The sequence below is a fragment of the Mycolicibacterium lutetiense genome, assembly GCF_017876775.1.
Lineage (GTDB): Bacteria > Actinomycetota > Actinomycetes > Mycobacteriales > Mycobacteriaceae > Mycobacterium > Mycobacterium lutetiense.
Genome location: NZ_JAGIOP010000002.1, coordinates 444,378 through 466,277, shown reverse-complemented (window position 1 = coordinate 466,277; position 21,900 = coordinate 444,378). Strand labels below are relative to the sequence as shown.

The following is a 21,900-nucleotide window of genomic DNA, read 5'->3' as shown; positions in this document are numbered from 1 at the left end:
TCCTCAACACGCCCAACCGGTGCCCGCCGGCCCCGCCGGAAACGGCATTCACTGCAAGGAGGATCCACACCCGCATGCCCAAGATCAAAGTCGTAGGTAAGGTCGCCGAGCTCGATGGCGACGAGATGACCCGAATCATCTGGAAGATGATCAAAGAGCAGCTGATCCTGCCGAATCTCGACATCGACCTGGACTACTACGACTTGGGCATCGAGCACCGCGACGCCACCGACGATCAAGTCACCATCGACGCCGCCGAAGCCATCAAGCACCACGGGGTCGGCGTGAAGTGCGCGACCATCACCCCCGACGAGGCCCGCGTCAAAGAGTTCAACCTCAAACAGATGTGGCTGTCACCCAACGGCACGATCCGAAACATTCTGGGCGGCACCATTTTCCGTGCTCCCATTGTGATCGATAATGTGCCACGACTGGTTCCCGGGTGGACCAAACCGATCATCATCGGCCGCCACGCCTTCGGCGACCAGTATCGTGCCTTCAACACCAAGGTCGACAAGCCCGGCACCTTCACGGTCACCTTCACTCCAGATGACGGCAGCGAGCCGCAGGTGCACGACGTCGTCAAGATCCCCGAAGACGGCGGCGTCATCATGGGCATGTACAACTTCCGCAAGTCCATCCAGGACTTTGCGCGCTCCTCGTTCAACTACGCTCTGCAGCAGAACTATCCGGTGTTCCTGTCGACAAAGAACACCATCCTCAAAGGCTACGACGGGATGTTCAAGGACGAGTTCGAGCGCATCTTCACCGACGAGTACCGCGAACAGTTCGACGCCAAAGGGCTCACCTATGAGCACCGGCTGATCGACGACATGGTGGCTTCCTGCCTGAAATGGGAGGGCGGCTACGTGTGGGCATGCAAAAACTACGACGGCGACGTCCAATCGGACACGGTGGCCCAGGGCTATGGCTCGCTGGGCCTGATGACGTCTGTATTGATGACACCAGACGGCAAGACCATGGAGGCCGAAGCCGCCCATGGCACCGTAACCCGCCACTACCGCCAGTATCAGCAGGGCAAACAGGTCTCTACCAATCCAATCGCATCGATCTTCGCGTGGACCCGAGGCCTGCAGCATCGCGGAAAGCTCGACAACACCCCGGAGGTCATCGCGTTCGCCGAAACGCTGGAGGGGGCGGTCATCAGTACCGTCGAAACTGGCCAAATGACAAAGGATCTAGCGGTATTGATCGGACCCGATACACCGTGGCTGACCAGCGATCAGTTTCTTACTGCGATCGCCGACAACCTCAAAAAGAAGCTCGCGAGCTAACTCGTTGCCGTGCCCCGGCCGACCTAGCACCACATCGGGGGGTCGAAGTAGGTGCGCACAGAGACCCATCTAGCCACGAACGACCACATGGTGATGGCCTGAGAATCCGGACGGGCGCATACAGGGTTGGGTGCTTTTGATCGGTGTACGGCTAAACGCAAATCGGCGCACTTGCCCAGCCGTTTAGCTCACGGCAGCACCAGACACGCTGCGCAATGGCGGTTAGATCATCCGGGTACCAGCAGGCAAGGTCTCGTAGATCCCAACACCTTCTGCGGGGGCCGCGGCCACCGTTTTCCTGCTCTGGTGCGTTGCGCACCCACCCTCAACTCTGCGTACCCTCCTACAGTCGGCAGTGACGATACCGAAATTAGTCGGGGCAGCCGCAGCGGAATGGTGCCGATCAGTTCTGGTTGCCGCTCTCGATCACTTGTCGCAGCTCCTCTTTGACCATCCGTCGCAGATCTTCGCGCTGATAACCGTGGGTGGAAGGAATCGCCGATGCAACGGCCGGCGCGCGCCGCGCTGAGCTTGCACCGATGTCGCTTGCCAGGGTGATGGGGCCACCTGATTGCCAGGAGGATGGGACCACCGTGGCGCGTCATTGAGGATGCTCGTCACCTTGGTCTGGGTCAAGCGGGCCGGGGCGGTTGCGTTGGCGGTAGGACGGTCCTTCGATGACGAGGGTGTGAGCGGTGGCGGTGAGTCGGTCGATCGCTGATTGGGCCAGCAGCGTGTCGGCGGTCATGGTCAGCCATTCGGAGGGTTCACGGTTGGAAGTCACGATGGTCGTCTTGGCGCGGTGGCGTTCGACGACGATTTCGTAGAAGTCGCTGGTTTCGGTGGCGCCGAGGGGCCGCAGCGCGAAGTCGTCGATGATGAGGACGTCGATGGTGGCCAGCCGGCGGATCTCGGCGTCGACGGTGTTGTCCAGGCGGGCGGCGCGCAGCCGGGTGAACAGTTTGTCGGATCGGGCGAACAGAACGCTATGGCGGCGACGAATCGCCATGTGCCCCAGTGCTGTTGCTAGATGTGTCTTGCCCACGCCGACGGGCCCGAGGATGATCGCGGACTGTCCGGCGTCAAGGAATCGTAGCGAGGTCAGGTCGCCGAGCAGGGTGCGGTCATAGCGTAGGTCGTCCTGTGCAGTCCAGGAGTCGAACCGCATCGTCGGATCGAGTCCGGCCTTGGATGATCGCAATCCGGCTGAACGGGATTCGCGTCGGGACACCTCGTCGGCGAGCAGTGTTTCGAGGAACCCGATGTGGCTCAGTTTGTGCTGGCGGGCCAACGCGGCCCGTTCGGGCAGGGTGTCGGCAAGGGCGCCGAGCTTGAGCGCTTTGAGCAGTCGGGTCAGGTCCGCGCCGACGGGGTCGGCAGGTGCACGATGGTTGGTCATGTCAGCAGGTCTCCGGGGTTGTCGGCTCGTCGATGACGACGGTCAATGATGTTGTGATGGTTCTGAATTCGATTGGACTGCGGGTGAACCGAGTGGCATCGTGTCCGACTGCTCGCGGCAGTTCCGGGGTGGTGGCGTCGGTGCCGCGCTCCAGCATGGAGGCGATCTTGTTGACCGAGACGACATCGAGGTCCAACGAGAGCGAACATGCTTGCTCGACGCGCTCGGCGCCGTAGCGGCGCACGAGGCCTTGGAGTCGGTAGACGGTGCGCATCCGGGTCCAGGGCAGCGGATCATCGAGGATGCGTTCGGCGTAGATCCCAATGTTGGGGCCGTGTGCGGAGCAGGTGGCGATCAACGCCTCGAGGTCCCGCAACGCGTAGACGGCTTTGTGTTCGGGCAGGTCATTTCGGTCGGTGCTGCGGCCGCCCGGCGGCTGGCGGGGATGGACTTTCACCAGCTTGCCGCGGTGATAGAACTTCACCAGCTCACTGTCGGCACGAACGTCCAACGTGATGCCGATCCATTGCTCGGGCAACGAGTACAGCGCTTTGCCGACTTCGGCGTGGAAGTCGCGGTGCACCTTGACCGCCTTGAACACCGGCACGTCGTAGGCACCCGGTACCGGCAGCAGCAGGGCCTGCTCGGCGGAGGTGAACACCTCCAGGGGACGTGCACAGGTGCTGCCGTGAATGCGGGTACCGGCAGTACCCGCACACCATGCGGTCGCGGCCTGCTGCGCCTGATCGAGGCTGGTGAATGTTTCACCGTCCCAGAAGTTTCCGCGCACGTACTGCACCGCCCGTTCCACCCGCGGTTTGTCCTTGGGGGATCGCACCCGGGCCGGGTCGGTGAGGAATCCGACATGGCTGGCGTAGTCGAGCCACCCCTGGGAGAACCGAGGATTGATGGCATCCGCGGCGGTGATCACCGGTGTCAAGTTGTCCGGGATCAGCACCGCGAACACGCCGCCGAAGAACTCCCACGCTGCCTGACATCCGGCGATCACCGCCGCTAAGGTCTGCGAATAGGACAACCACACGAACACGTGCCGGGAGTAGACGGCGGTGAAGATCAACGCGTGCACCTTGCGGCGCCGCCCATCGGCGGCATCGGTGAGCATCCCGAGGTAGCCGAAATCGATCTGGCATTCCACCCCAGGATCCCCATCGCTGACCCGTACCGTGGTGTCCTTGCGGCCGAAACCACAACGCTCACCGGCGAATCGGTTCAACGTCCGATACGGAACCATGACGCCTTGGCGGGCCAGCAGGGTGTGGATCTTGGTGATCGTCAACGGCCGCTGATCACCGTCGCCGGCCACCCACGCGGTGATCTGCTCCTCGAACCCCGCCAACTGTTCCCACGCCGCGCCGTGGCCATCCGGTCGCACTGGGCGCACCGCGTCGGCGACCACCCCGATCAACCCGTCATCGACACCCTCGACGCTGTCGCTACGACGCAAACCAGCCGCTTGCGCGGCCTCGACGTAGCGACGCACCGTTTTGCGGTCCACGCCGCAATGCGCGGCGATCGTGCGGTAACCCGGTGCCGGTAACCCGGCGACCCCCAGCCACACCCGCAGCACTTCCCTGATCTCGTTCACACTGACCTCCCGAAAAGCCATGCCCGCCGCCTCCGTGACTTGGACCGTCACGGCGATCAAACGAACAGATGAAGAGACCACCGACGCGACGCGCCGGTGGTCCCATAACTGGCAATCCAGGTGGTCCCATCACCCTGGCAAAATCAGCTCACGCTGGTCCCATGCTCCTGGCAGGCGACACACCGACTCGGTCGCCTGCAGCGAGTTGGCGTGCAACGTAATCGAATTCAGTCAGAAATCGATCGACGTCAGATTGATCGAAAGTCAGGGGTGGTCTGACTTTGATAACATTTCCAAACTGACCGGCCATGCTCGTGATGACTTTACGCCCTCGCAGGTTGTTGACGAAGATCTGCGCGGTATGCGGATCAGGCATTTGGGACTGCCTCGAGTTCAGTTGACTCGGGGGGTGTGAATTTCAGGCCGCGGTTGCGACTGGTGTGTGGAGCAGTTCGAACTCTATCGGGGTGAGCCTGCCGAGGGCCCGTTGGCGGCGGCGTCGGTGGTAGGTCCGCTCGATCCAAGCCACGATCGCCAGGCGCAGTTCGGCTCGGGTAGCCCAGCGTCGCCGGTCAAGAACGTTGCGCTGCAGAAGGGCGAAAAACGACTCCATGGCGGCGTTGTCCCCGCATGCACCGACGCGGCCCATCGATCCATGTAATCCGTTATGCGACAGCGCTTGAACGAATTTTCGTGACCTGAATTGACTGCCCCTGTCGGAATGAACGATCGTCGCAACAGGTGAGCGCAGCGCCACCGCATGTTCCAGGGCTGCCACCGCCAGGGAGGACTTCATCCGTGAGTCGATCGAGTAGCCCACAATCCGGTTGGAATAGACGTCTTTGATGGCGCAGAGGTAGAGCTTGCCTTCATCGGTGTGGTGCTCGGTGATGTCGGTCAGCCACACCTGGTTGGCGGCCTCGGCGCTGAACAGACGCTCTACGAGGTCGTCATGAACTGGCGGGCCGGATCGACGGTTCAGTCCACGTTTCTTGGCGAAGACTGACCAGATGCGCTCCTGGGAGCACAGCCGTGCAACCCGGTTTTCGCCGGCGGTAATCCCGCGACCGGGCAGTTCGTCGGCGATGAACCGGTACCCGAAGGCGGGGTCATCGGCGTGGATATCGCGCGCGGCGTTGATCAGGTGCGCGTCATCCCAATCTCGCTGGGACAGAGGTGCTTTACGCCACTTGTAGAACGCCTGGGTGGAGAAGCCAAGGACCCGGCAGGTCACCGTGACGGGCACACCGTCATCGGCAAGGTCGAGGACCAGCGGGTACATCATTTTGGGTTGGCATCCCGGGAGAGGTAGCCCACCGCGCGGCGCATCACTTCGGCTTCCTGCTCGAGGAGCTTGATTCGCTTGTGCGCTTCACGCAGTTGGGCGGCTACGTCATCAGGGGTTGCCGCAGACGCGGGCCGGTCGACACAGTCCTCACGATCAGCAATCTTGAGCCAGCGGTGCAAGCAGGCCTCCGAGATCCCGAAGTCCTTCGCGATCTGGCGCATCGGCGCCTCACCCTTGCGGGCCACGGCGATCACGTCAGCACGGAACTCAGCAGGGAACGGTTTCGGCACGAGATTGATCCTTCCAGCAAGGACGAATCCTCACAGGTCAGGAGTCAACCAAACCGGGGGCAGTCCCCTACACCGGAAGCGGGCGACCACGAGGCGACGTCGCGAGTACATCCGTGGTAGGCATATTCGGTGACAATGATGCCGGTCCCGCCGGTGACCTGGCGGGCCATCCGCACAGCTAGGTCATTGGCCTCCGAGCCGGTGCAGGTGAACATCACGTTGGCCAAATCCGCGTCGTGCGCCGAGACCAAACTCTCGGCATATTCGATGATGTCCCGTTGCAAATACCGGGTATTGGTGTTGATGAGCCGCAACTGACGAGCGACAGCCTCGACCACCCGGGGATGATTGTGCCCGACGCTGGCGACGTTGTTGTACGCATCCAAATACTCGTCGCCGTACACATCGACGATCTTGGTGCCCTGCGCTCGGGCCGGCTGCAGCGGCACTGTGTAGAACAGCCGGTACGCGGGTCCCATGACCCGTTGTCTCCGCTCGATGAGGCTGCGTGTCTGCGCATCCAGAGCGACCTGATCCTTGGATGAGAACGAGTTCAGCGCAATAACTTCAACTGGATTTTGAGGCTGGTCGATGCGATGTGTGGGCATCCGGAAATTCCTTCCGCAGACTTGGTGGCTGGGGTTCATATGTCGGTTACGAGCGCGAACGACACCTCAGATGAGCGTGCAGCTGTCAGAAGTCGGGCCCCATGGGCCGACACTCCACCCAGCTGATGCTGTCAAGCGGCGCGATCATTTGTGAGGACCTCCTTCAAACCTGGAGTTGCGTTGGGCCGCCAGCCCAGTCATCGGCCAACCACACGTGCAGAAACCATTTAACACCCAATTGGTTATTAATGGTTGAGATGACCGTACCACTCTCCGGTCACGCGTCAAGAGGGCCTCAACAAACCGGTTGCGCCGCATTGTCGCATGTCAATTCATCCGCGACGGCGCCGCCCATTCACCAGCTTGGGGGTTGCGGGCTGGCAGCGACCTAATTGGTTCGCGGTATTTGGTCGCGCCTGGTTCAGGTTTGGTACGAGTTCAACAACTGACCGCGTTGGGCCCCTCGAAGACGTCGATATCGGCGTAGCACCACGACGAACCCAGACCTTTCGCGGCGTCCGTAGTTGCCGTCAGCGGACATCAACGAGCTGGTTGAGGTGATGTGTCGGCGGCGGGTGAAGACTTCCTTCAGCCTCAGCTGAAGTACCCGATTTCGGTGGGGGAGAGGTAGAACGGGACGCACCGTCCGGGGACCGGTTTTTCTAAGCAATCGGCCCAGCCTGGGTGTGGGCCGGCGGCCGCCTCCGAAGGGCCTTTAGCACGAGTCGCGTCCAGTTTGCGAGCCCTGTCCGAGTGTTCGGGCCACTTCCGTGCCGATGGTAGGCACCAGTAGTGGTTCGGTCAGCGCAGGAAGTATGCGATCGAGCGGGGTGACCGCCGTCAGCGCCTGCGCACAGGCGGCCAGTACATCCATCGTGACGCTCTTAACCGGGTGATCGCGCAGGGCACTTAGCAACCCGGGCAGCACAAGGCCGCCGTAGTCGAACAGGTCACGTGGCAGGCGCAGGGTCCGCCCAGGCGCAGTGGTATCGGCCGCAGTTCCGGCCAAGTCGACGAGGACGTCATGCTGGGCGACGAGAGCCCGTAGGTCCGCTGAGTCGGGCTCATTCCAGGTCGTCAGCTTCGCCACCCCCGCGCTACGCAATAGCCGCGACAACCGGGGCAGGGTCTCAGGGTTGGTCACCACGACCCGCTCGGATCGCCGCGCGATACCGTGACGGCGCAGTGTGGTGATTACCGCAGCACTCAATGCTGCGGCAACCAGATCTGATTCACTGACGACGAGCGGGCCTCGCAGGCTCGCCGCCTTGAGTTGCACGCACGCCGAGTCAGACGGATCCAACCCAACGACGAAGACGGCCGACACGCAGTCAGATAGTCCTGCGATTCGCGTCGCAATGGCGTCGACGCTACCTTGAACCAAGGGTAGACACCCGGCGCGGATCGCAGTCCGTTCACGCACTAGAGCGGCATAGTTTTCCATCGCCACCCACGCGGAGCGATCCAAAACTGTTGCGCCGGTGGGCTTACGACATCTATCTGAACCCAGGATGCCAATGTCGATGCCGTCGTCATCGGGATCGGTTTCGACGGTCGTACCACCTGCGCCGCCGGGACTGTTGTGCGCCATCGTTATCTCGTTTCCGCGATCGTATCCTTACAGGATACGCATATTAGAAACTCTGCAACTACCGGATGCGGGGTCGCCCTCGTCTCACGTCGATCTGCAGTCATCGAAGGCCCTCAAATCTCAGCGTCCCGGTAATCGAGCGGAACAATGCGATCAAAGCCAGATGGACTTGGTCTACTGCGGCTAGAGCCTGCGCAACAATGCTACGCAGGCTCTAGCGCGTTGGCGCCATCGTCAACAGCGACGGTGACCCCAATGGCACAACAGCAATAGCGCCAGCGAGTCACACTCGGGGTAGGCCGTACCACCCGCGTGCGGCAGCCTGGCCGGAAGATGCGTGGAGGCTAAAGAAGCTCCAGGATGGTCGCGTTGGCCTGGCCGCCACCCTCGCACATGGTCTGCAGGCCGTATTGAATGTTGTTGTCCCGCATGTGGTACAGCAGGGTAGTCAGGATACGGGCGCCGGAGCCGCCGAGCGGGTGGCCCAGCGCGATCGCACCGCCGTTGGGGTTCAACCGCTCCTCATCGGCGCCGATGTCCTTGAGCCAGGCCATCGGCACCGGGGCGAACGCCTCGTTGACCTCGAACGCACCGATCTGGTCGACACTCAGGCCGGACTTGGCCAGCGCCTTCTGGGTGGCCGGGATCGGCGCGGTCAGCATGATGACCGGGTCGGCGCCGGCGAGCACCGCGGTGTGCACCTTGGCAAGTGGCTTGAGCCCCAGGTCTTTTGCCTTCTCCGCGGACATCACCAGCAGCGCGGCCGAACCGTCGCAGATCTGGCTGGAGTTACCGGCGTGGATCACGCCGTCCTCGGTGAAGGCCGGCTTGATGGCGGCCATGGACTCGACCGTGCCGCCGCGGCGGATGCCGCCATCCTCCAAGACTGTGCTGTCGTTGCCGTCGGCGTCCTTTACCTTGATCCCCACGATCTGATCCTTGAAGGCACCGGCATCCTGTGCGGCTGCGGCCTTTTCATGCGACCGCAGGGAGAACTCGTCGAGCTGGGTGCGCGACAGGCCCCACTGCTCGGCGATCATCTCGGCGCCGACCCCCTGGTTGGGGGTCTTGTGGTCGTAGCGCTCCCGGAACGCCTCCGGGTAGGGGTGTCCGCCGCTGGCCAGTGAGGATCCCATCGGGGTGCGTGACATCGACTCGACGCCACCGGCGACGACGACGTCGTAGTGCCCGGCGATGACGCCGGCTACGGCGAAGTGCAGGGACTGCTGGCTGGAACCGCACTGGCGGTCGACAGTGACACCGGGGACAGTCTCGGGCCAACCCGCGGTCAGCAGGGCGGTGCGGGCGATGTCGAGGGCCTGCTCACCGGCCTGCATGACGCAGCCCCAGATGACGTCGTCGACGAGGGCGGGATCAATTCCGGCGCGCTGCACCAGACCGTTGAGCACCTGGGCCGACAGCTCCGACGGATGCACACCGCACAGGTCGCCGTTGCGCTTTCCGATCGGTGAGCGGACAGCCTCGACGATGACGGCTTCAGCCATGACTTCTCCTTCGGGATGGGGAGGCAGTTGCCGCCCCGAACGGAGGGCAATGTGACTGAACATAAAGCAGTTGGTTAACTAGGTCAACTTTGCCGCGGCCGCGCTGGATTACCGGGTCGCTAGTCCAGACAGAGCGAACTGGTGCTGGCGCTAGCGGGCGCCGCCGAGTCCTTCATCGTCGACACCACGCCAGAAGGTGGGGTCGTAGGCAGTGTCGGCGATGACGATCTTTTCTTGGGGTTGGTCCGCGCGCTTGCGCCCCGATTCCATTTCGTCGGAGTCGATGTCGAGACGGTCGACGTCGGTCAGTAGGCATTCGGCGTCATTTTCAACGCGTCGCATCGCAGCGCTCTCGCCGTAGCGGGCGGCTAGCGCACCCACGCAGCGTTGGAGTCCACCGATGAGATCATGAAGTTCACGGGTCGTGGGCAATGGTCGACCTCCCTCGGAGGCTGAGTGGTGATGCAGATCACCGTACTCGGCTGTAGCCGTGGGAGCGGGTGGTTAGGGGATACAGCCGTTGCACGTGAGCGATCTTTAGTGGTCACGCGACTCGCGCCCGGTCTCGGGGTTATTCGGCAGCGTTGCGGCTCCGTCCCTTCCGCGCTTCACAGCCACCTGCCCGGCTTGGCCAGGTCTCACGGTCGGCTCCACGCTTGACGGCGGCCCCAACTGGGCCGACGACACTAGGTGTTTCGTCGTAGCGTGCGAGGTTGATGGCGGCGCAATCGTCGCGCTGGTGGACGGTACCGCAACCACCAGCGGTGGCATCACAGGCCCAGTACTCGGCCCAGTCGATGTCTTGGACATGCCGGCAGGCGTGGCAGGTTTTCAACGAGGCAAAACCAGCGGTCGGCCACTACCAGACTCCATCCGCACCAGCCAGTCTTGTAGGACATGCCGGCGCGGGGTGCCCAGTGCCGCGTCGGACAGTCCGCGCCGTCTGGCGCGCGCCCCGGACGGGCCCTTTTGCCGCAGCGTTCTCGCCCCACTGCGCCGCCGCAGGTGTAGGTGCAGATGCGCTTCGCGATCACCGCGAGGGCGGCCGAGGGAAGGGGGCGGGCCTTTTCGGTACCGGATACTTGTGCCTACAACATGTCGACACGGTCGGGCTCGCCACTGCACCCCGCGACAAGTCCGACCGTGTATCAGGCAGCTTAGTTCACCGGTCCAGCTTGGATCGCAGCAGAATGCAACGGGACTGGACGTATGCCCGGGGCGCATCGTGTGCTCCCAGAACTTGGGGCCAACAGACCATCGATGACGAATGGCTCCTGCTATGAAGCGATCACGATCACAAGGAAGCTGCCGGGGCGGCTTCCGGCCTTCTCGATGAGGGCCTTCTGGACGCCTCCGAGAAGTTCGGCAGCGCCTGGGCCGGACGACCAGCTGTTGCGCTTTCCGATGGGGCTGCCGGTGGCTTCGACGATGGCTGGGTTACCAAGAAGTCAGGTTAGAACACGTTTCAATCGCGGCGATGAGAGACCGTGGTTCATGGTTATCCGAGACGTTCGATGATGGTGACGTTGGCTTGCCCGCCGCCTTCACACATGACCTGCATCCCGAACCGTCCACCGGTGCGTTCCAGTTCGTGAAGAAGTGTGGTCATGACGCGTGCGCCGGTGGCGCCCAATGGATGGCCGAGCGCGATCCCGCCGCCGTTGACGTTGAGTCGCGCGGGATCGGCGCCCGTTTCGGCCAGCCATGCCAGCACCACTGACGCGAAGGCTTCATTCACCTCGAACAGGTCTATGTCGTCAATAGACATTCCGGTTTTCGCCAGGGCGTGCGCCGTGGCGGGTATCGGGGCGGTGAGCATCCATACCGGGTCGGCGGCCCGGACCGACAGATGGTGAATCCGGGCGCGCGCCACGAGATTATGGGTGTTCAGGCCGCGTTCATTGGAGATCAACAGCGCCGCAGCGGCATCCGAGATCTGGCTGGCACAGGCAGCGGTGTGTTGCCCGCCCTCCACCAGCGTCGGTAGCGAGTGGATTTTCTGCCAGTCTGGTTGACGGGGACCTTCATCGGTGTCAAGTCCAAATGCAGGTGCGATCTCGCGATCGAAACGTCCTTCTGAACGGGCAGCCAACGCCCGTTCGTGGCTGCCGACCGCGAAGGCTTCCATTGAAGCTCGGGTGCATCCCCACTTCTCCGCGATCAACTCCGCCGCGCGAAACTGCGAGACTTCCTGTGTGCCATACCGAGCACGCCACCCGGTCGACCCGCTGAACGGATCGTCGAATCCCAGCGACTGCCCGGCGGTCATCGCATACGAGATCGGTACGGCGCTCATATTCTGCACACCGCCTGCCACGACGATGTCCATGGTGCCGCTCATGACGGCCTGCGCGGCGAAATGCACTGCCTGTTGCGATGAACCGCACTGGCGATCCACCGTCGTCCCAGGCACGTGATCGGGCAAACCGGCAGCAAGCCAGCAGGTGCGCGCAATATCACCCGATTGTGGGCCGACCGTATCGACGCAGCCGAAGATGACATCCTCGACGGCGCCTGGGTCGAGGTCCGCACGGCGCATTAAGGCGTCCAACGCCGACGCTCCGAGATCCGCTGGATGGACGTGCGACAAGCCTCCGCCCCGCTTACCAACTGGTGTCCGTACGGCGTCCACGATGTATGCATCTGACATGAGGGCCCATACTACCAAGCAATCGCTTGGTTGGGGAGCCCGAGTCTTCGGCCAGGAGAAGGCCGCTAAGCCGGCGAAATGATCCGGACCAGCACCACAAGGTTCGCGCTGCGCGCACGCCATCTTACTTGGCTTACACGGAAATTCGGCAAGGCCAAACAATCTGGGTTCGTGACCTGACATGTTGGTTGTTGTCAGGTGCGGGCCAGATGGGTGGTCGTCGGCCGCTATCGAATAGTTCAGACCGAACTTTCCATACGGGTTCTGGGGCCAGGCGCGCCAAGGTGAGCGGCGTCGGGGCCTCAAGGACAATTCGATGGTTCAGCCCCGACGCCGCCCCGGCAAGCCTAGCCTGTCCGGGCCCGGCGGATGTGGGCGCGTGCCCAATGCGGCGAAGGTGCGTGGGTTGCTTCGTTAACTCGTTCAATCCATCGCCAGTTCCATTGCGTAGAAGTCACTCTCGGCATCTAGTTGCTCAGCCGCTCGAAGATGTGCCCGATCCCGAACGGCAGTTCTGGATCAGGTGAGTCGGGTGCTTCAGCCTGGCGTTCGTCAGGGTCCCGCAACCGGTTCCGCCTGCCCCTCGACTGCGTGATTGGGTGCCCTGTGTTACGCCACGGCACCCATAGCGTGGAGCGGCTGACGGGCGGCTTTCAGGATTGAGTGCGCGACCGGGAATGTGGTTGGGATGTGCGGTGTTTGACGGGCGCCGGAGCCGCCATGCTCCGTAAATGCCAGCCCCGAGTTCGCTCGACCAGATCCGGCCAGATCCGAAGCGGCTGAGCGAAGTTGAAGTGCGTATGGCGAATACTGTGGGCAGCACAATATTACGGGTGTGGTTCCGTTTCCGGTCGGCAGGTGAAGGTGAGCCGGAATTTGCCGATCTGGATTTCATCGCCGCTAGACAAGGGCAGAGACTGCACTGGCACTTGGTTGACGTAAATGCCGTTGAGGCTGCCGGAGTCGATGATCCAGTATTCGTCGTCGAGCCAGCGGAATTCGGCATGGCGGCGGCTGACGGTGATGTCGTCGAGAAACACCGGGCTGTCGGGGTGGCGACCGGCGGAGGTGACCGGATTGGTGAGCAGGAATCGCCCACCCACCGACGGTCCGCGGGTGATCACCAGCACACCTGAGCCCGCGATGGTTCCCGGCCCTCCCAACGGTAAATGCGGTACTGGCGCGGCGCTGGCGGAGTTGGGAGCGCGGTGTACGGCTGCGGTGTGCAGGCTCGCTTCTTCTGCGACGTGGGGATCGGTTGAATTCATTGAAGGGGTCCTTTTTGTCCTGGCGCTGTCAGGAATGGCTGTCATGTGGAGCTGCTCGACAGCCTTACGGGTGTGGGTGTGCTGCGAGCCTTGGTGTTGTGTGGCTGCGGGCATGGGCAATGGCCTCATCGAGGGCATCAATGAGATGGTTCTCGTGCCGCAATGAGTCGATAATGCCGATATTGGTCAGCAGGTTTCGGTGCTCGGGTTGGACGCCTTTGATGATGACGGTGATTCCGCGTGATTCGAGGTCTTCAGCGATCTCGGCCAAAGTGTTGGCCCCGGTTGCATCGAGCATGCCGAGCTGGGACAGCCGGATAATCACCACCGTCGTATCGGGATGATGGTCATCGATGATAGCCGACGAGATCCGTTCGGCGGCACCGAAAAACATTGCTCCGTCAAGCCGCAGCAGCGCGATTTTCTCATCGCCAGGTACCGCCGGCCTGGGCAGTTCCTCGCGGGTGACGCTGCTGCGCCGGGCCAGGGTACGCAATGCGAATAGCGCGGTCGCGATGATGCCGATTTCGACAGCCTGGATCAGATCGAAACACACCGTGACCGCTGCGGTGAGCACAAAGGTCACCGCGGCCGAGCGAGTGGAGCGCAGGATCCGCATCATCGTGTGGCCCGAGATCATCCGGCACGCGGTCACCATCAGCACCGCCGACAGGGCCGCGAGCGGGATCGCCCCGACCGGGCCGCTAACCAGATATACGACTGCGAGCAGCAGCACCGAGTGGGTGATCGCCGCCACGCGAGTCCGCGCTCCGGACCGCACATTGACTGCGGTGCGTGCGATCGCCCCGGTGGCCGGCATCCCGCCGAACACTCCGGAGGCCACCGACGCCAAGCCCTGACCGACCAGTTCACGGTTGGGGTCATAGGGTCCGGACGGGGACATGGTCGCGGCCACGCGCGCCGACAGCAGCGATTCGATCGCGGCCAAGGCGGCGATGGCCAAGGCCGCACCGGCCAGGGTTTGCAGCACCTCCAGGTCGGCCTGCGGCCACACCGGCACGGGCAGCTGCGAGGGCAATGCACCGATGCGGGTCGCCGGCACCCGCAGGCCCACCACCATGACGGTGGCTGCCACAACGGCCAGCAGGGATGCCGGCACCGCGGGATGTAGCCGCGGCAGCGCGATCATGAGCGCGACCACCAGGACCACCACCGCCAGCGCGGGCCACGCCGCGACCCAGTTGGCGTGCGAAACGACGGTGACCGCGGCGGCGAGTGGGGCTTGGCCGGCAGGGACCGTCTGCCCAAGCGCCGCCGGCAATTGCTGCAGAAAAATGATGATCGCGATGCCGAGTGTGAATCCTTCGATCACCGGCCAAGGGATGAAGGTTACCGCCCGTCCCAGACCAGTGATTCCGGCGAGGATGACGAAGACCCCTGCCAACACGGTGACTAGCGCCACGCTGCCCAGCCCGTAGTGGGTGACGATGGGTGCCAGCACCACGGCCATCGCGCCTGTCGGCCCGGAGACCTGCACGTGCGAGCCGCCGAACACCGCGGCCACTACCCCTGCCACGACGGCGGTAACCAGCCCGGCGGCAGCTCCCACCCCCGAACTGATCCCGAATGCCAGCGCCAAAGGCAACGCCACCACCCCGACCGTCAGGCCGGCCAGCACGTCGCGCCGCCACGACCGCTTCAGGTCGGTGTAATCCGCGCGTTTCGGCAGCAGGCGGGTAACACTGTCACGGGCAACACCAATCATCGACCCATACCAATCGGCGGCAGCGAGCTCATGACATCGAGCTGATCTCGCTGGGCTGTGAGGGTGTCGGCCAGGAACGTTCGGGCGATGAGCAGCAGCTCGGCGACCTTGGGGTGCGCGATCGTGTAGTACACCGCGTTACCGACGCGGTGCCCGCTGACCACGTGGTGGCGTTTGAGGACCGCGAGGTGCTGCGAGAGCAGGGTCGGTTCGATTTCGCTGGCGGCCAGGATCTCGCTGACCGGGGTCGGCTCATCGTTGACGGACAGGATCTCGAGCACCCGGATCCGCGCTGGATGCGCGAGCGCTTTGAAGAGGTTGGCCTTGACCTCATACAGCGGCCTCTCGGGACCGTCTAAGACATTGCCGACCATCGCGGAACCCCTTTTGGCGTTTGACGGATTGAGGAGATTAGCAATCCATGCTTGTGCGGGTTACCCTACAGCAATGCCCACCGGTCAAACCCCACGCACGAAGCCACGTCCGCTGCAGTACATCGGGTATTGCTACGGCAAACGGCTGCCCAACTCGATGCGCGACTGGGTGGCCAACGACCTGGCGGGCCCCGGAGCCACGGTCCGGATGATGGTTCGCGTCGCGATTCCGGCGGTCCTCGTCCTGGCGCCGATCTGGTTCATCCCGATGTCGCTCTATCTGCACGCCAGCATGACCGTGCCCATCTTCATTCCGTTCGTGTATTTCTCCCACGCACTGAACAAGGTGTGGCGCCGTCACATGCTCGTCAAACACGGTTTGAACCCGGCGCTCATCGACGAACTGTCACGCAAGAAGAATGCGCACATCCACCAGGCCTACGCCGAACGCTACGGCCCCCGCACCGGCCCGAGCAGCAGCGGTCACATCTGACCTCGGATCAGTGCACCTCAATTGCGTCTCGCTGCCAACCATGCCGACGAACCGCCGCTAATGGATCGTTTCCAGTCTGGATTAGTTGCACTGAGCAGGGAACAGGTGGGCACCCTGTGGTCGAAAGCATTGTGGCATTTGCACTGACTGCGCAGGCAAACGCGCAGCTGTGACGATGAGCGGTAAGGGCGGTGGCCGGTGGGCCTGATTCGGGTTGTGGTAGGTGATGATTCACCATTGCGGGCGGTGTGGTCCGAGATCCTGCGCGGCAGCGGGATGCGGCTGCTGGGAGAGACTGCTGATGGGGTGGCCGCGCTTGAGCTGATTCGGGCGCGTCGTCCTCAGGTGGCACTTGTCGGTGAGCAGTTGCCCGGTCTGCGGGGTGCGGCGATCGCCACGGCGGTGCATGACGAGGGCCTGCCGACACGGGTCCTGGTGGTATCGGCGAATCCTCGCCGTCCGTTGACCGACGGGGTGGTCGATGACGGTGTGGCCCAATGGTTATCGACACAGGCCTCCCGCGCCGAGATCGTCGAGGCGGTGTCGCTGTGCGCTGAGGGGTCTAGTGCCTGGACCCGCCACCACCGGCCGACGTGATACATACGAGCCAAGTCCAGCGTTGCGGCGCTGCGCGTTTACCTGCTACTTGCCGTGGGGCCTCTGGAGGCTTGCGGGGCCGCCCCTTACTCTCAATGCCTATGCGCACTGTGTTTCACCGGCAGCTCGACGATCTCAACGCCCGCATGGCCGAGCTGTGCGACCGCACTGGCGAGGCCATGGCCCGCGCCACCGATGCATTACTTGCACCCGACCTGCAGATCGCCGAAGCCGTGATCGCCGACTACAGCGATATCACCTGTGAGTGCACCCGGCTGGAAACCGACGCGTTCACCATCCTGGCCCGCCAAGCCCCAGTCGCTGGTGATCTACGGGCGGTGGTGAGTTCCCTCAACGACGTCGCCGATATTGCCCGTATGGGAGCGCTGGCCACCCACGTTGCCCGCATCAGTCGCCGCCGTCACCCTGAGGTCGCGGCACCCAGTGAGGTTGCCGGATACTTCACAGAGATGGGTCGCCTCGCCGTACGCATCAGTCAGGACACGAAAACCGTTGTGCTCTCACGTGATCCCGACAGGGCCGCACAACTTGCCACCGACGACGAAGCGATGGACGACCTGCACCGGCACCTGTTCACAAAAGTCCTGGACCACCGATGGACGCACGGCACCACGGCCGCTGTCGACGTCACTCTGCTCAGTCGCTACTACGAGCGGTTCGCCGACCACGCCGTCGACGTCGCCAACCGCGTCATCTACCAAACCACCGGAACACGCCAGCCCTGACTCGATCACGAATGAGGTGAGTGTCGGCGCACATTGATGGAACAGTCAACATTGTCGATCAAATCAACCCAAAAGCGAAGTGCATCAGTGACTTTCCCGTCAGCAACCCGGAGGGAGAAGTGTCACAGTGACAAAACCACGCTCTCGGATGGGACATGCGACATAGACTGTCGGAGTGAGTCGCAAGGCCTGCAACGATGAACCCGACAGCTTGGCCTTGCTGGCCGAGCTGCTGCACGGCAGTGACTTGTCGGCCACTCAGCAGCGCGCGGTGTACGACGCCATTGCAGACAGCATCATCGAAGGCGCGACACCTGACCGCGAATTCATCCTTCGGCTCATCGAGCTCGCCGGCCGCCGCATCACCTTCGACCAATTCAAGACACTGGTACTCCTCTCGCACACCTCGGCCATCGACATCGTCGACCAGGAGCTACGCGACTGCCACAGGCTCCTTGAGTTCCCCCGTTAGCCCATTCAACCCCGAAACCCCATGGTCGAGAAGACAATTCACGCTCCTCCCGCATTTAAGCCATACCGGAACATAAACGTCACGTGACGTATAAGGCATAGTGAAGCCCGGAGGGGAGGGGCATCAGCCATGGCCCGGTCCGCGAAGATGCCATCGGAATCCGGCACAATCAGATGGTTCCAGAATGCCAGTCCGGCGCTGTCAGGTAGTCGCGGATCCGGAGAGTCGCACAGACCGCTCAGCCCGTTCATCTGTCGGAAAACACCCGAGCGACCAGGCTCAACTCGACTCTCAGATGGTTCCGGAAAACAGGGCAGAATCGGACAGCTCTCACGTTGTGCCGGTGTCATTTCTCAATCAATCGGTGCCCACGGCAGAGTTCTGACCTGCACGGAACCGATAGACTGGGAAATGCGCCCTAGAGGCTTCTCACTTTTTCGATGCCCATTAGTCGCCCGTCGGCTCCCGATGGATTGAGCATCCTTGTGCACCGCCCTGTGATCGTTCGGGATCGAGGTTGACTAGCCGTCGCAGTGAAGCGTGGACGTTCCCCTAGGCGGCTATGACACGGACGTGCAAAATGCTGGCGCGGGCAAGGAAGGCCAGTCGTCGTGACCAGCGGATACTTTAGCGTTGGCGCTTCCCCGCTAGTGGTAAGACAGAACCTACGGAGCCATGGTTGTCTTGTGCAGCTTGCCGTCGGCGGGCTCGTTTTGCCCGGTCGATCTCTAGCACTGGTGCAGATTCGCGGTCGACGTCGGGCACCCACTCGGTCCAGCGAAGCAAATGGGACATGCCGATGCCCACGGATCGTGACGCTGACTGTAAGCTGTCGGCCGATCCAGCGGCGGACTGCTGGATTGCACGTTTGAGCCATATCGCGTCCTCAGGACCGACGTGTACCGGCTCGGATTTGTTCCAGCCTCGTGCTGAGATCTGCTTGTAGAGGCTTCGGGCGTGGTCTGTGTCGATGACACCCAGACTCTGAAATCGCATGACAAGAGCCTTAATTGAGACTCCCCATCGCTCTTTCAGCCGCGATAGTGCGCGAAGTGTGACGCGCCCGCCTTCATCGCGGAGATCTTGCAGGAGTGCGTCGCCCGGGCAGAGAAATGCACCGGCGAAGTGATGTGCTTGTTTCTCAACACGATTCGCTTCCTCTGCAGTCTCGGGGGGACCCAATCCTGCATGAAGCCCTAAATGGCCAATCTCATGTGCGACAGTGAATCTTTGCCGATCGCCTGGGACGCTGCCGGGGGTTCCGCTTTCTGCGGCTTGACTGACGCACAACACAGGGACTTGTCCGGCGCGCAGCGAAAGGCCTAGATGTCTGCCAAGTTCGTTACGCATCGGAAGGACTAGGCATCCAAGCCGTTCCGCCGCGCGGATCGAATTTCCGACGACATCGTTCTCGCCGAGTTGGGCCGCGGCGCGCGCGTCAATCGCGAACTGCTCAATAGCGTCATCGTCAGACAGACTGTCTTGGAAGATCGGGATCTGATCAGGTATGCGCCGAAGGTGGAGTAATTCAATGACTTCAGTGGCAACAACGCAGTCTGCAGCCTGCTGGTCAACCGCTTTCTTTGACGCATCGGCGTACGCACGCAACCATGGGCGAGTGCTTGGGCCCACCACTTCAGGTGCCTTCAAAAACGTTGCGGTGCAATCGAGTACTTTGGCGATGTCCTCGATAAGATTGTCTGAGACCAGCATCCTGCCGTTCTCGATCTTTGATACCGACCCGTTGGCGATGCCGAGTTGCTCGGCGAACTCGACTTGACCGATGCCGGCGACGAGGCGCAGCCTGTTGATGCGCTCACCGAGATCGTTCTGCCGTCGCACTCCGAACTCCTTTCGATATGAGTTCACGCGATATCTGTCGTGTCAGGCGCTGTCGCTGTCTGCGTCACCGGACGCCACGTCGTCATCCCCAAAACCTTCCAGACCTTCGTCGGAAGGCTTGAAGCCCGAGCCCTTAGGCGGCAGTTCGGAGCCGAGCAACTGTATTGGACGACCCAAGTCGAAGTGCCCCGGATTGCCCTCGACGAAATCCAGGATTGGCGCGATGAACACTTCGTCGAGCATTGTAGGGCTTGACGAGATGTACCCGAAGATCCACGGCTCAACCGCGTACATCCCGCCCTCCTCTACGACCAGGGGCGAGTCTGAACTCGCGAGGACCTCGATCTGATCGTCGGAAATCCGCGATGCACTCTTGCAACGGAAGCGGTGGATGACGCCGTTACCTACCGTTTGCAGTTCTCGGCCGCCACCGTTGATTGTCTGGAATTCAACGCCGACGCGTGATGCCGATTCATCGATCGCATCCATCACGAGGTCGCGCAATAGCCACGCCCGGGCTTGCCCGCTGCCAAATGCAGGATCGACATTCAGTGCGACGTCAACACGGTAGCCACGCTCGGCGATCACCTCCTGCAGTTCGGAAGCAATCATGCCCAGCTTTTCGAGCTGCACCTCGTCCGGACGTGACATAGTTGATGAGAATATTCCTGCAAATGTCACATGTCAATGACTGGCGTTCCTGGGCGCGTCGGAGGTCGACCGTCCACCTTTTGTATTGGGCGTTCGTTTCGTCTCGGTGATGGTGATCGTGTTGTCCTTGCCGATGATCGTGAGTGTTTTGCGCGCTCGGCTGAGTGCTACGTAGAGATTGCAGTGGTCGGTTTGTCGTTCAAGGTTTGCGACGATCACGTGGTCGAACTCGAGTCCCTTTATCAGCGCTGTGCGTGAGACAACCCGAGCGGTGGCTGGCCGGCCGCTGTGGCGGAGGCGATCACGTATGCGGCCGAGTTCGGTAACGGCCGACCGCTCGGGGTCAGTACCACATCGTTCAAGGGCGGCGGCGATGTCGGTCCACGCTTCACGGGAATGCAGTTGAGCTTCTTTCGCGCAGCGGATGTCCCGCATGGCGTCGCTGATCACGGCGAAGGTGGGGTCGGTCAGGACACGGTCGAATGCGGCGAGTGTCTGTTCAAGCCCGGGCCGGGTCAGACCGGCGACGGGTTGCCCAGTCGCAAGCTTGTTGAGCACCGTCTTGTTTACGTTTGCGTAGCCCGTGAAGCACGACTTCGCCATGTCGGCCAGCCACCGTGCGCGGCGCTCCGGTGCGGCGTTCTCTAGTTCGGTTAGGGCGTCAATCATGAACGTGCCCCGGACATCTTCCATGGTGCCGTACGTGCCCTTGAGTTGGGCCGCGATCGTTCGGGCTGACGTTTTGTCGGGCGGTGTGATGATGACGACCGATTCGCCGTCGGGACGAGGCCGCAATGCGGCCTGTATGAGTTCCGTTCTCCGCGGTGTTCCTTTGATGAAGGTGACGCCTGAGGGAGCATCGTTGTCGATGGTCAGGGACGCTCCAGGGCGCAATCGATCGCGCATCCGGTAAAGCCAGTGCCCGAGCGGTTGATTGTGCTCCATCCACCGGCGGGGGAAGTAGTCGAAGGAATGGGCGGGGAAGTGGGGGAGCACGTCGGTGTTCCAGTCGACGAGCGGGTCGCGGAAGCCGAAGATGCCCTGCAGGGGATCTCCGAAGACGGCGCAGTTCGAGATGACATGGGAGAACTCGGTCACCAGCATGTGCTGGGCCAGCGAGCAATCTTGGTACTCGTCGACCAGCAGATGGCTATAGCTGACCTTGAACACGTCGCGGACGTGAGGGTTCCGCATGACGCGGCGCGCACCCTCGATGTAGTCGTTAGAGTCTGCCCAGTCCGGTATGGGGGGAACGTCCATTCCGGCGATGCGGGAGTAGCTACGCACGAGTTCGAATGCGAGGCTGGTGATGGTGCCAACGTGTGCCGCGTCAGAAGCTACACCGAGCGTGCGCATCTTGTTTCGAATGGAATGCACACCTGCGTGCGTGTGGGTGAGCACCAATGTCTTTCCCGAGCCTCCAGCGACTTGGCGGACGGTATCGACGAGAAGCCACGTCTTGCCGCCGCCGGCAGCAAGTTCCACGGAGCACGGAAACC

The 21,900-nt window shown here is 62.4% G+C and carries 19 protein-coding genes and 2 pseudogenes; 5 read left to right on the top strand and 16 right to left on the bottom strand.

All coding sequences use genetic code 11. The annotated features are described in order from the left end of the window. Positions 1-74 precede the first annotated feature (74 nt). Positions 75-1,295, top strand: a complete 1,221-nt coding sequence (locus JOF57_RS11475; protein ID WP_209916538.1) for an NADP-dependent isocitrate dehydrogenase — start codon at positions 75-77, stop codon at positions 1,293-1,295. A 601-nt stretch (positions 1,296-1,896) separates the two neighbouring features. Here JOF57_RS11475 and istB read toward each other — a convergent pair. The 13 genes and pseudogenes from istB to JOF57_RS11415 all read right to left on the bottom strand — a co-directional run bounded on the left by istB (position 1,897) and on the right by JOF57_RS11415 (position 15,600). After that, entirely contained in the window at positions 1,897-2,694 is a 798-nt protein-coding gene (gene istB, locus JOF57_RS11470) for an IS21-like element helper ATPase IstB (protein ID WP_209916537.1), read from the bottom strand. A 1-nt stretch (position 2,695) separates the two neighbouring features. Continuing rightward, the gene (gene istA / locus JOF57_RS11465; protein WP_209916536.1) at positions 2,696-4,321 is read right to left on the bottom strand and encodes an IS21 family transposase; all 1,626 of its coding nucleotides are present in this window, start codon (positions 4,319-4,321) and stop codon (positions 2,696-2,698) included. A 397-nt stretch (positions 4,322-4,718) separates the two neighbouring features. Next, positions 4,719-5,878 (bottom strand): IS3 family transposase gene (locus JOF57_RS11460; protein WP_209916535.1). Its coding sequence is split into 2 segments (ribosomal slippage): positions 4,719-5,587 and positions 5,587-5,878, totalling 1,161 coding nucleotides; the frame shifts between segments, so codons are not numbered across the junction. Between the two features lie 44 nt (positions 5,879-5,922). Further along, positions 5,923-6,525, bottom strand: a complete 603-nt coding sequence (locus tag JOF57_RS11455; protein WP_234938105.1) for an aminotransferase class III-fold pyridoxal phosphate-dependent enzyme — start codon at positions 6,523-6,525, stop codon at positions 5,923-5,925. 676 nt (positions 6,526-7,201) lie between these two features. Then, on the bottom strand, positions 7,202-7,813 hold the full coding sequence (locus JOF57_RS11450; protein ID WP_209916534.1) for a hypothetical protein: 612 nt from the start codon (positions 7,811-7,813) through the stop codon (positions 7,202-7,204). A gap of 608 nt (positions 7,814-8,421) precedes the next feature. Further along, entirely contained in the window at positions 8,422-9,582 is a 1,161-nt protein-coding gene (locus JOF57_RS11445) for a thiolase family protein (RefSeq protein WP_209916532.1), read from the bottom strand. 150 nt (positions 9,583-9,732) lie between these two features. Next, entirely contained in the window at positions 9,733-10,014 is a 282-nt protein-coding gene (locus JOF57_RS11440; RefSeq protein WP_209916530.1) for an Rv0250c family protein, read from the bottom strand. Positions 10,015-10,153: 139 nt separating this feature from the next. Beyond that, a pseudogene (locus JOF57_RS11435) lies at positions 10,154-10,569 on the bottom strand (zinc ribbon domain-containing protein); the annotation flags it as partial. A gap of 320 nt (positions 10,570-10,889) precedes the next feature. Continuing rightward, a pseudogene (locus JOF57_RS30910) lies at positions 10,890-11,012 on the bottom strand (steroid 3-ketoacyl-CoA thiolase); the annotation flags it as partial. 68 nt (positions 11,013-11,080) lie between these two features. After that, positions 11,081-12,232: an acetyl-CoA C-acetyltransferase gene (locus tag JOF57_RS11430; RefSeq protein WP_209923264.1), complete on the bottom strand. Its 1,152-nt coding sequence runs from the start codon at positions 12,230-12,232 to the stop codon at positions 11,081-11,083. A gap of 827 nt (positions 12,233-13,059) precedes the next feature. After that, positions 13,060-13,500: an FHA domain-containing protein gene (locus JOF57_RS11425; RefSeq protein ID WP_209916528.1), complete on the bottom strand. Its 441-nt coding sequence runs from the start codon at positions 13,498-13,500 to the stop codon at positions 13,060-13,062. A gap of 64 nt (positions 13,501-13,564) precedes the next feature. After that, positions 13,565-15,226, bottom strand: a complete 1,662-nt coding sequence (locus JOF57_RS11420; RefSeq protein ID WP_209916526.1) for a SulP family inorganic anion transporter — start codon at positions 15,224-15,226, stop codon at positions 13,565-13,567. Continuing rightward, the gene (locus tag JOF57_RS11415; RefSeq protein WP_209916524.1) at positions 15,223-15,600 is read right to left on the bottom strand and encodes an ArsR/SmtB family transcription factor; all 378 of its coding nucleotides are present in this window, start codon (positions 15,598-15,600) and stop codon (positions 15,223-15,225) included. The genes JOF57_RS11420 and JOF57_RS11415 overlap by 4 nt, the downstream gene beginning before the upstream one ends. Before the next feature lie 73 nt (positions 15,601-15,673). On the opposite strand from JOF57_RS11415, the gene JOF57_RS11410 reads away from it, so the two are divergent. From JOF57_RS11410 to JOF57_RS11395, 4 genes are all read left to right on the top strand, one after another. After that, positions 15,674-16,093, top strand: a complete 420-nt coding sequence (locus JOF57_RS11410) for a DUF5313 domain-containing protein (protein ID WP_209916522.1) — start codon at positions 15,674-15,676, stop codon at positions 16,091-16,093. A gap of 198 nt (positions 16,094-16,291) precedes the next feature. Then, the gene (locus tag JOF57_RS11405) at positions 16,292-16,690 is read left to right on the top strand and encodes a response regulator (protein ID WP_307870003.1); all 399 of its coding nucleotides are present in this window, start codon (positions 16,292-16,294) and stop codon (positions 16,688-16,690) included. 101 nt (positions 16,691-16,791) lie between these two features. Then, positions 16,792-17,436, top strand: a complete 645-nt coding sequence (phoU, locus tag JOF57_RS11400; RefSeq protein WP_209916517.1) for a phosphate signaling complex protein PhoU — start codon at positions 16,792-16,794, stop codon at positions 17,434-17,436. Between the two features lie 175 nt (positions 17,437-17,611). Then, positions 17,612-17,908, top strand: coding sequence for a hypothetical protein (locus tag JOF57_RS11395; RefSeq protein ID WP_209916516.1), 297 nt, complete (start codon positions 17,612-17,614; stop codon positions 17,906-17,908). Positions 17,909-18,535: 627 nt separating this feature from the next. On the opposite strand, the gene JOF57_RS31340 is transcribed toward JOF57_RS11395, so the two are convergent. Genes JOF57_RS31340 through JOF57_RS31335 form a run of 3 tightly spaced genes read right to left on the bottom strand, consistent with a single transcriptional unit; the run spans position 18,536 to position 21,886 of the window. Beyond that, on the bottom strand, positions 18,536-19,750 hold the full coding sequence (locus tag JOF57_RS31340) for a helix-turn-helix domain-containing protein (protein ID WP_209916514.1): 1,215 nt from the start codon (positions 19,748-19,750) through the stop codon (positions 18,536-18,538). Between the two features lie 42 nt (positions 19,751-19,792). Next, positions 19,793-20,401: a hypothetical protein gene (locus tag JOF57_RS11385; RefSeq protein WP_209916512.1), complete on the bottom strand. Its 609-nt coding sequence runs from the start codon at positions 20,399-20,401 to the stop codon at positions 19,793-19,795. Between the two features lie 33 nt (positions 20,402-20,434). Continuing rightward, entirely contained in the window at positions 20,435-21,886 is a 1,452-nt protein-coding gene (locus tag JOF57_RS31335) for a UvrD-helicase domain-containing protein (protein ID WP_307870002.1), read from the bottom strand. Between the last annotated feature and the right edge of the window lie 14 nt (positions 21,887-21,900).

What these genes read in the sequence shown, in the direction of transcription:
- JOF57_RS11445 (WP_209916532.1), bottom strand. Translation starts at nt 9,582, where the DNA reads ATGGCTGAAGCCGTCATCGTCGAGGCTGTCCGCTCACCGATCGGAAAG.
- JOF57_RS11430 (WP_209923264.1), bottom strand. Translation starts at nt 12,232, where the DNA reads ATGTCAGATGCATACATCGTGGACGCCGTACGGACACCAGTTGGTAAG.
- JOF57_RS11415 (WP_209916524.1), bottom strand. Translation starts at nt 15,600, where the DNA reads ATGGTCGGCAATGTCTTAGACGGTCCCGAGAGGCCGCTGTATGAGGTC.
- istB (WP_209916537.1), bottom strand. Translation starts at nt 2,694, where the DNA reads ATGACCAACCATCGTGCACCTGCCGACCCCGTCGGCGCGGACCTGACC.
- JOF57_RS11455 (WP_234938105.1), bottom strand. Translation starts at nt 6,525, where the DNA reads ATGAACCCCAGCCACCAAGTCTGCGGAAGGAATTTCCGGATGCCCACA.
- JOF57_RS11385 (WP_209916512.1), bottom strand. Translation starts at nt 20,401, where the DNA reads ATGTCACGTCCGGACGAGGTGCAGCTCGAAAAGCTGGGCATGATTGCT.
- JOF57_RS11410 (WP_209916522.1), top strand. Translation starts at nt 15,674, where the DNA reads ATGCCCACCGGTCAAACCCCACGCACGAAGCCACGTCCGCTGCAGTAC.
- istA (WP_209916536.1), bottom strand. Translation starts at nt 4,321, where the DNA reads ATGGCTTTTCGGGAGGTCAGTGTGAACGAGATCAGGGAAGTGCTGCGG.
- JOF57_RS11420 (WP_209916526.1), bottom strand. Translation starts at nt 15,226, where the DNA reads ATGATTGGTGTTGCCCGTGACAGTGTTACCCGCCTGCTGCCGAAACGC.
- JOF57_RS11425 (WP_209916528.1), bottom strand. Translation starts at nt 13,500, where the DNA reads ATGAATTCAACCGATCCCCACGTCGCAGAAGAAGCGAGCCTGCACACC.
- phoU (WP_209916517.1), top strand. Translation starts at nt 16,792, where the DNA reads ATGCGCACTGTGTTTCACCGGCAGCTCGACGATCTCAACGCCCGCATG.
- JOF57_RS11475 (WP_209916538.1), top strand. Translation starts at nt 75, where the DNA reads ATGCCCAAGATCAAAGTCGTAGGTAAGGTCGCCGAGCTCGATGGCGAC.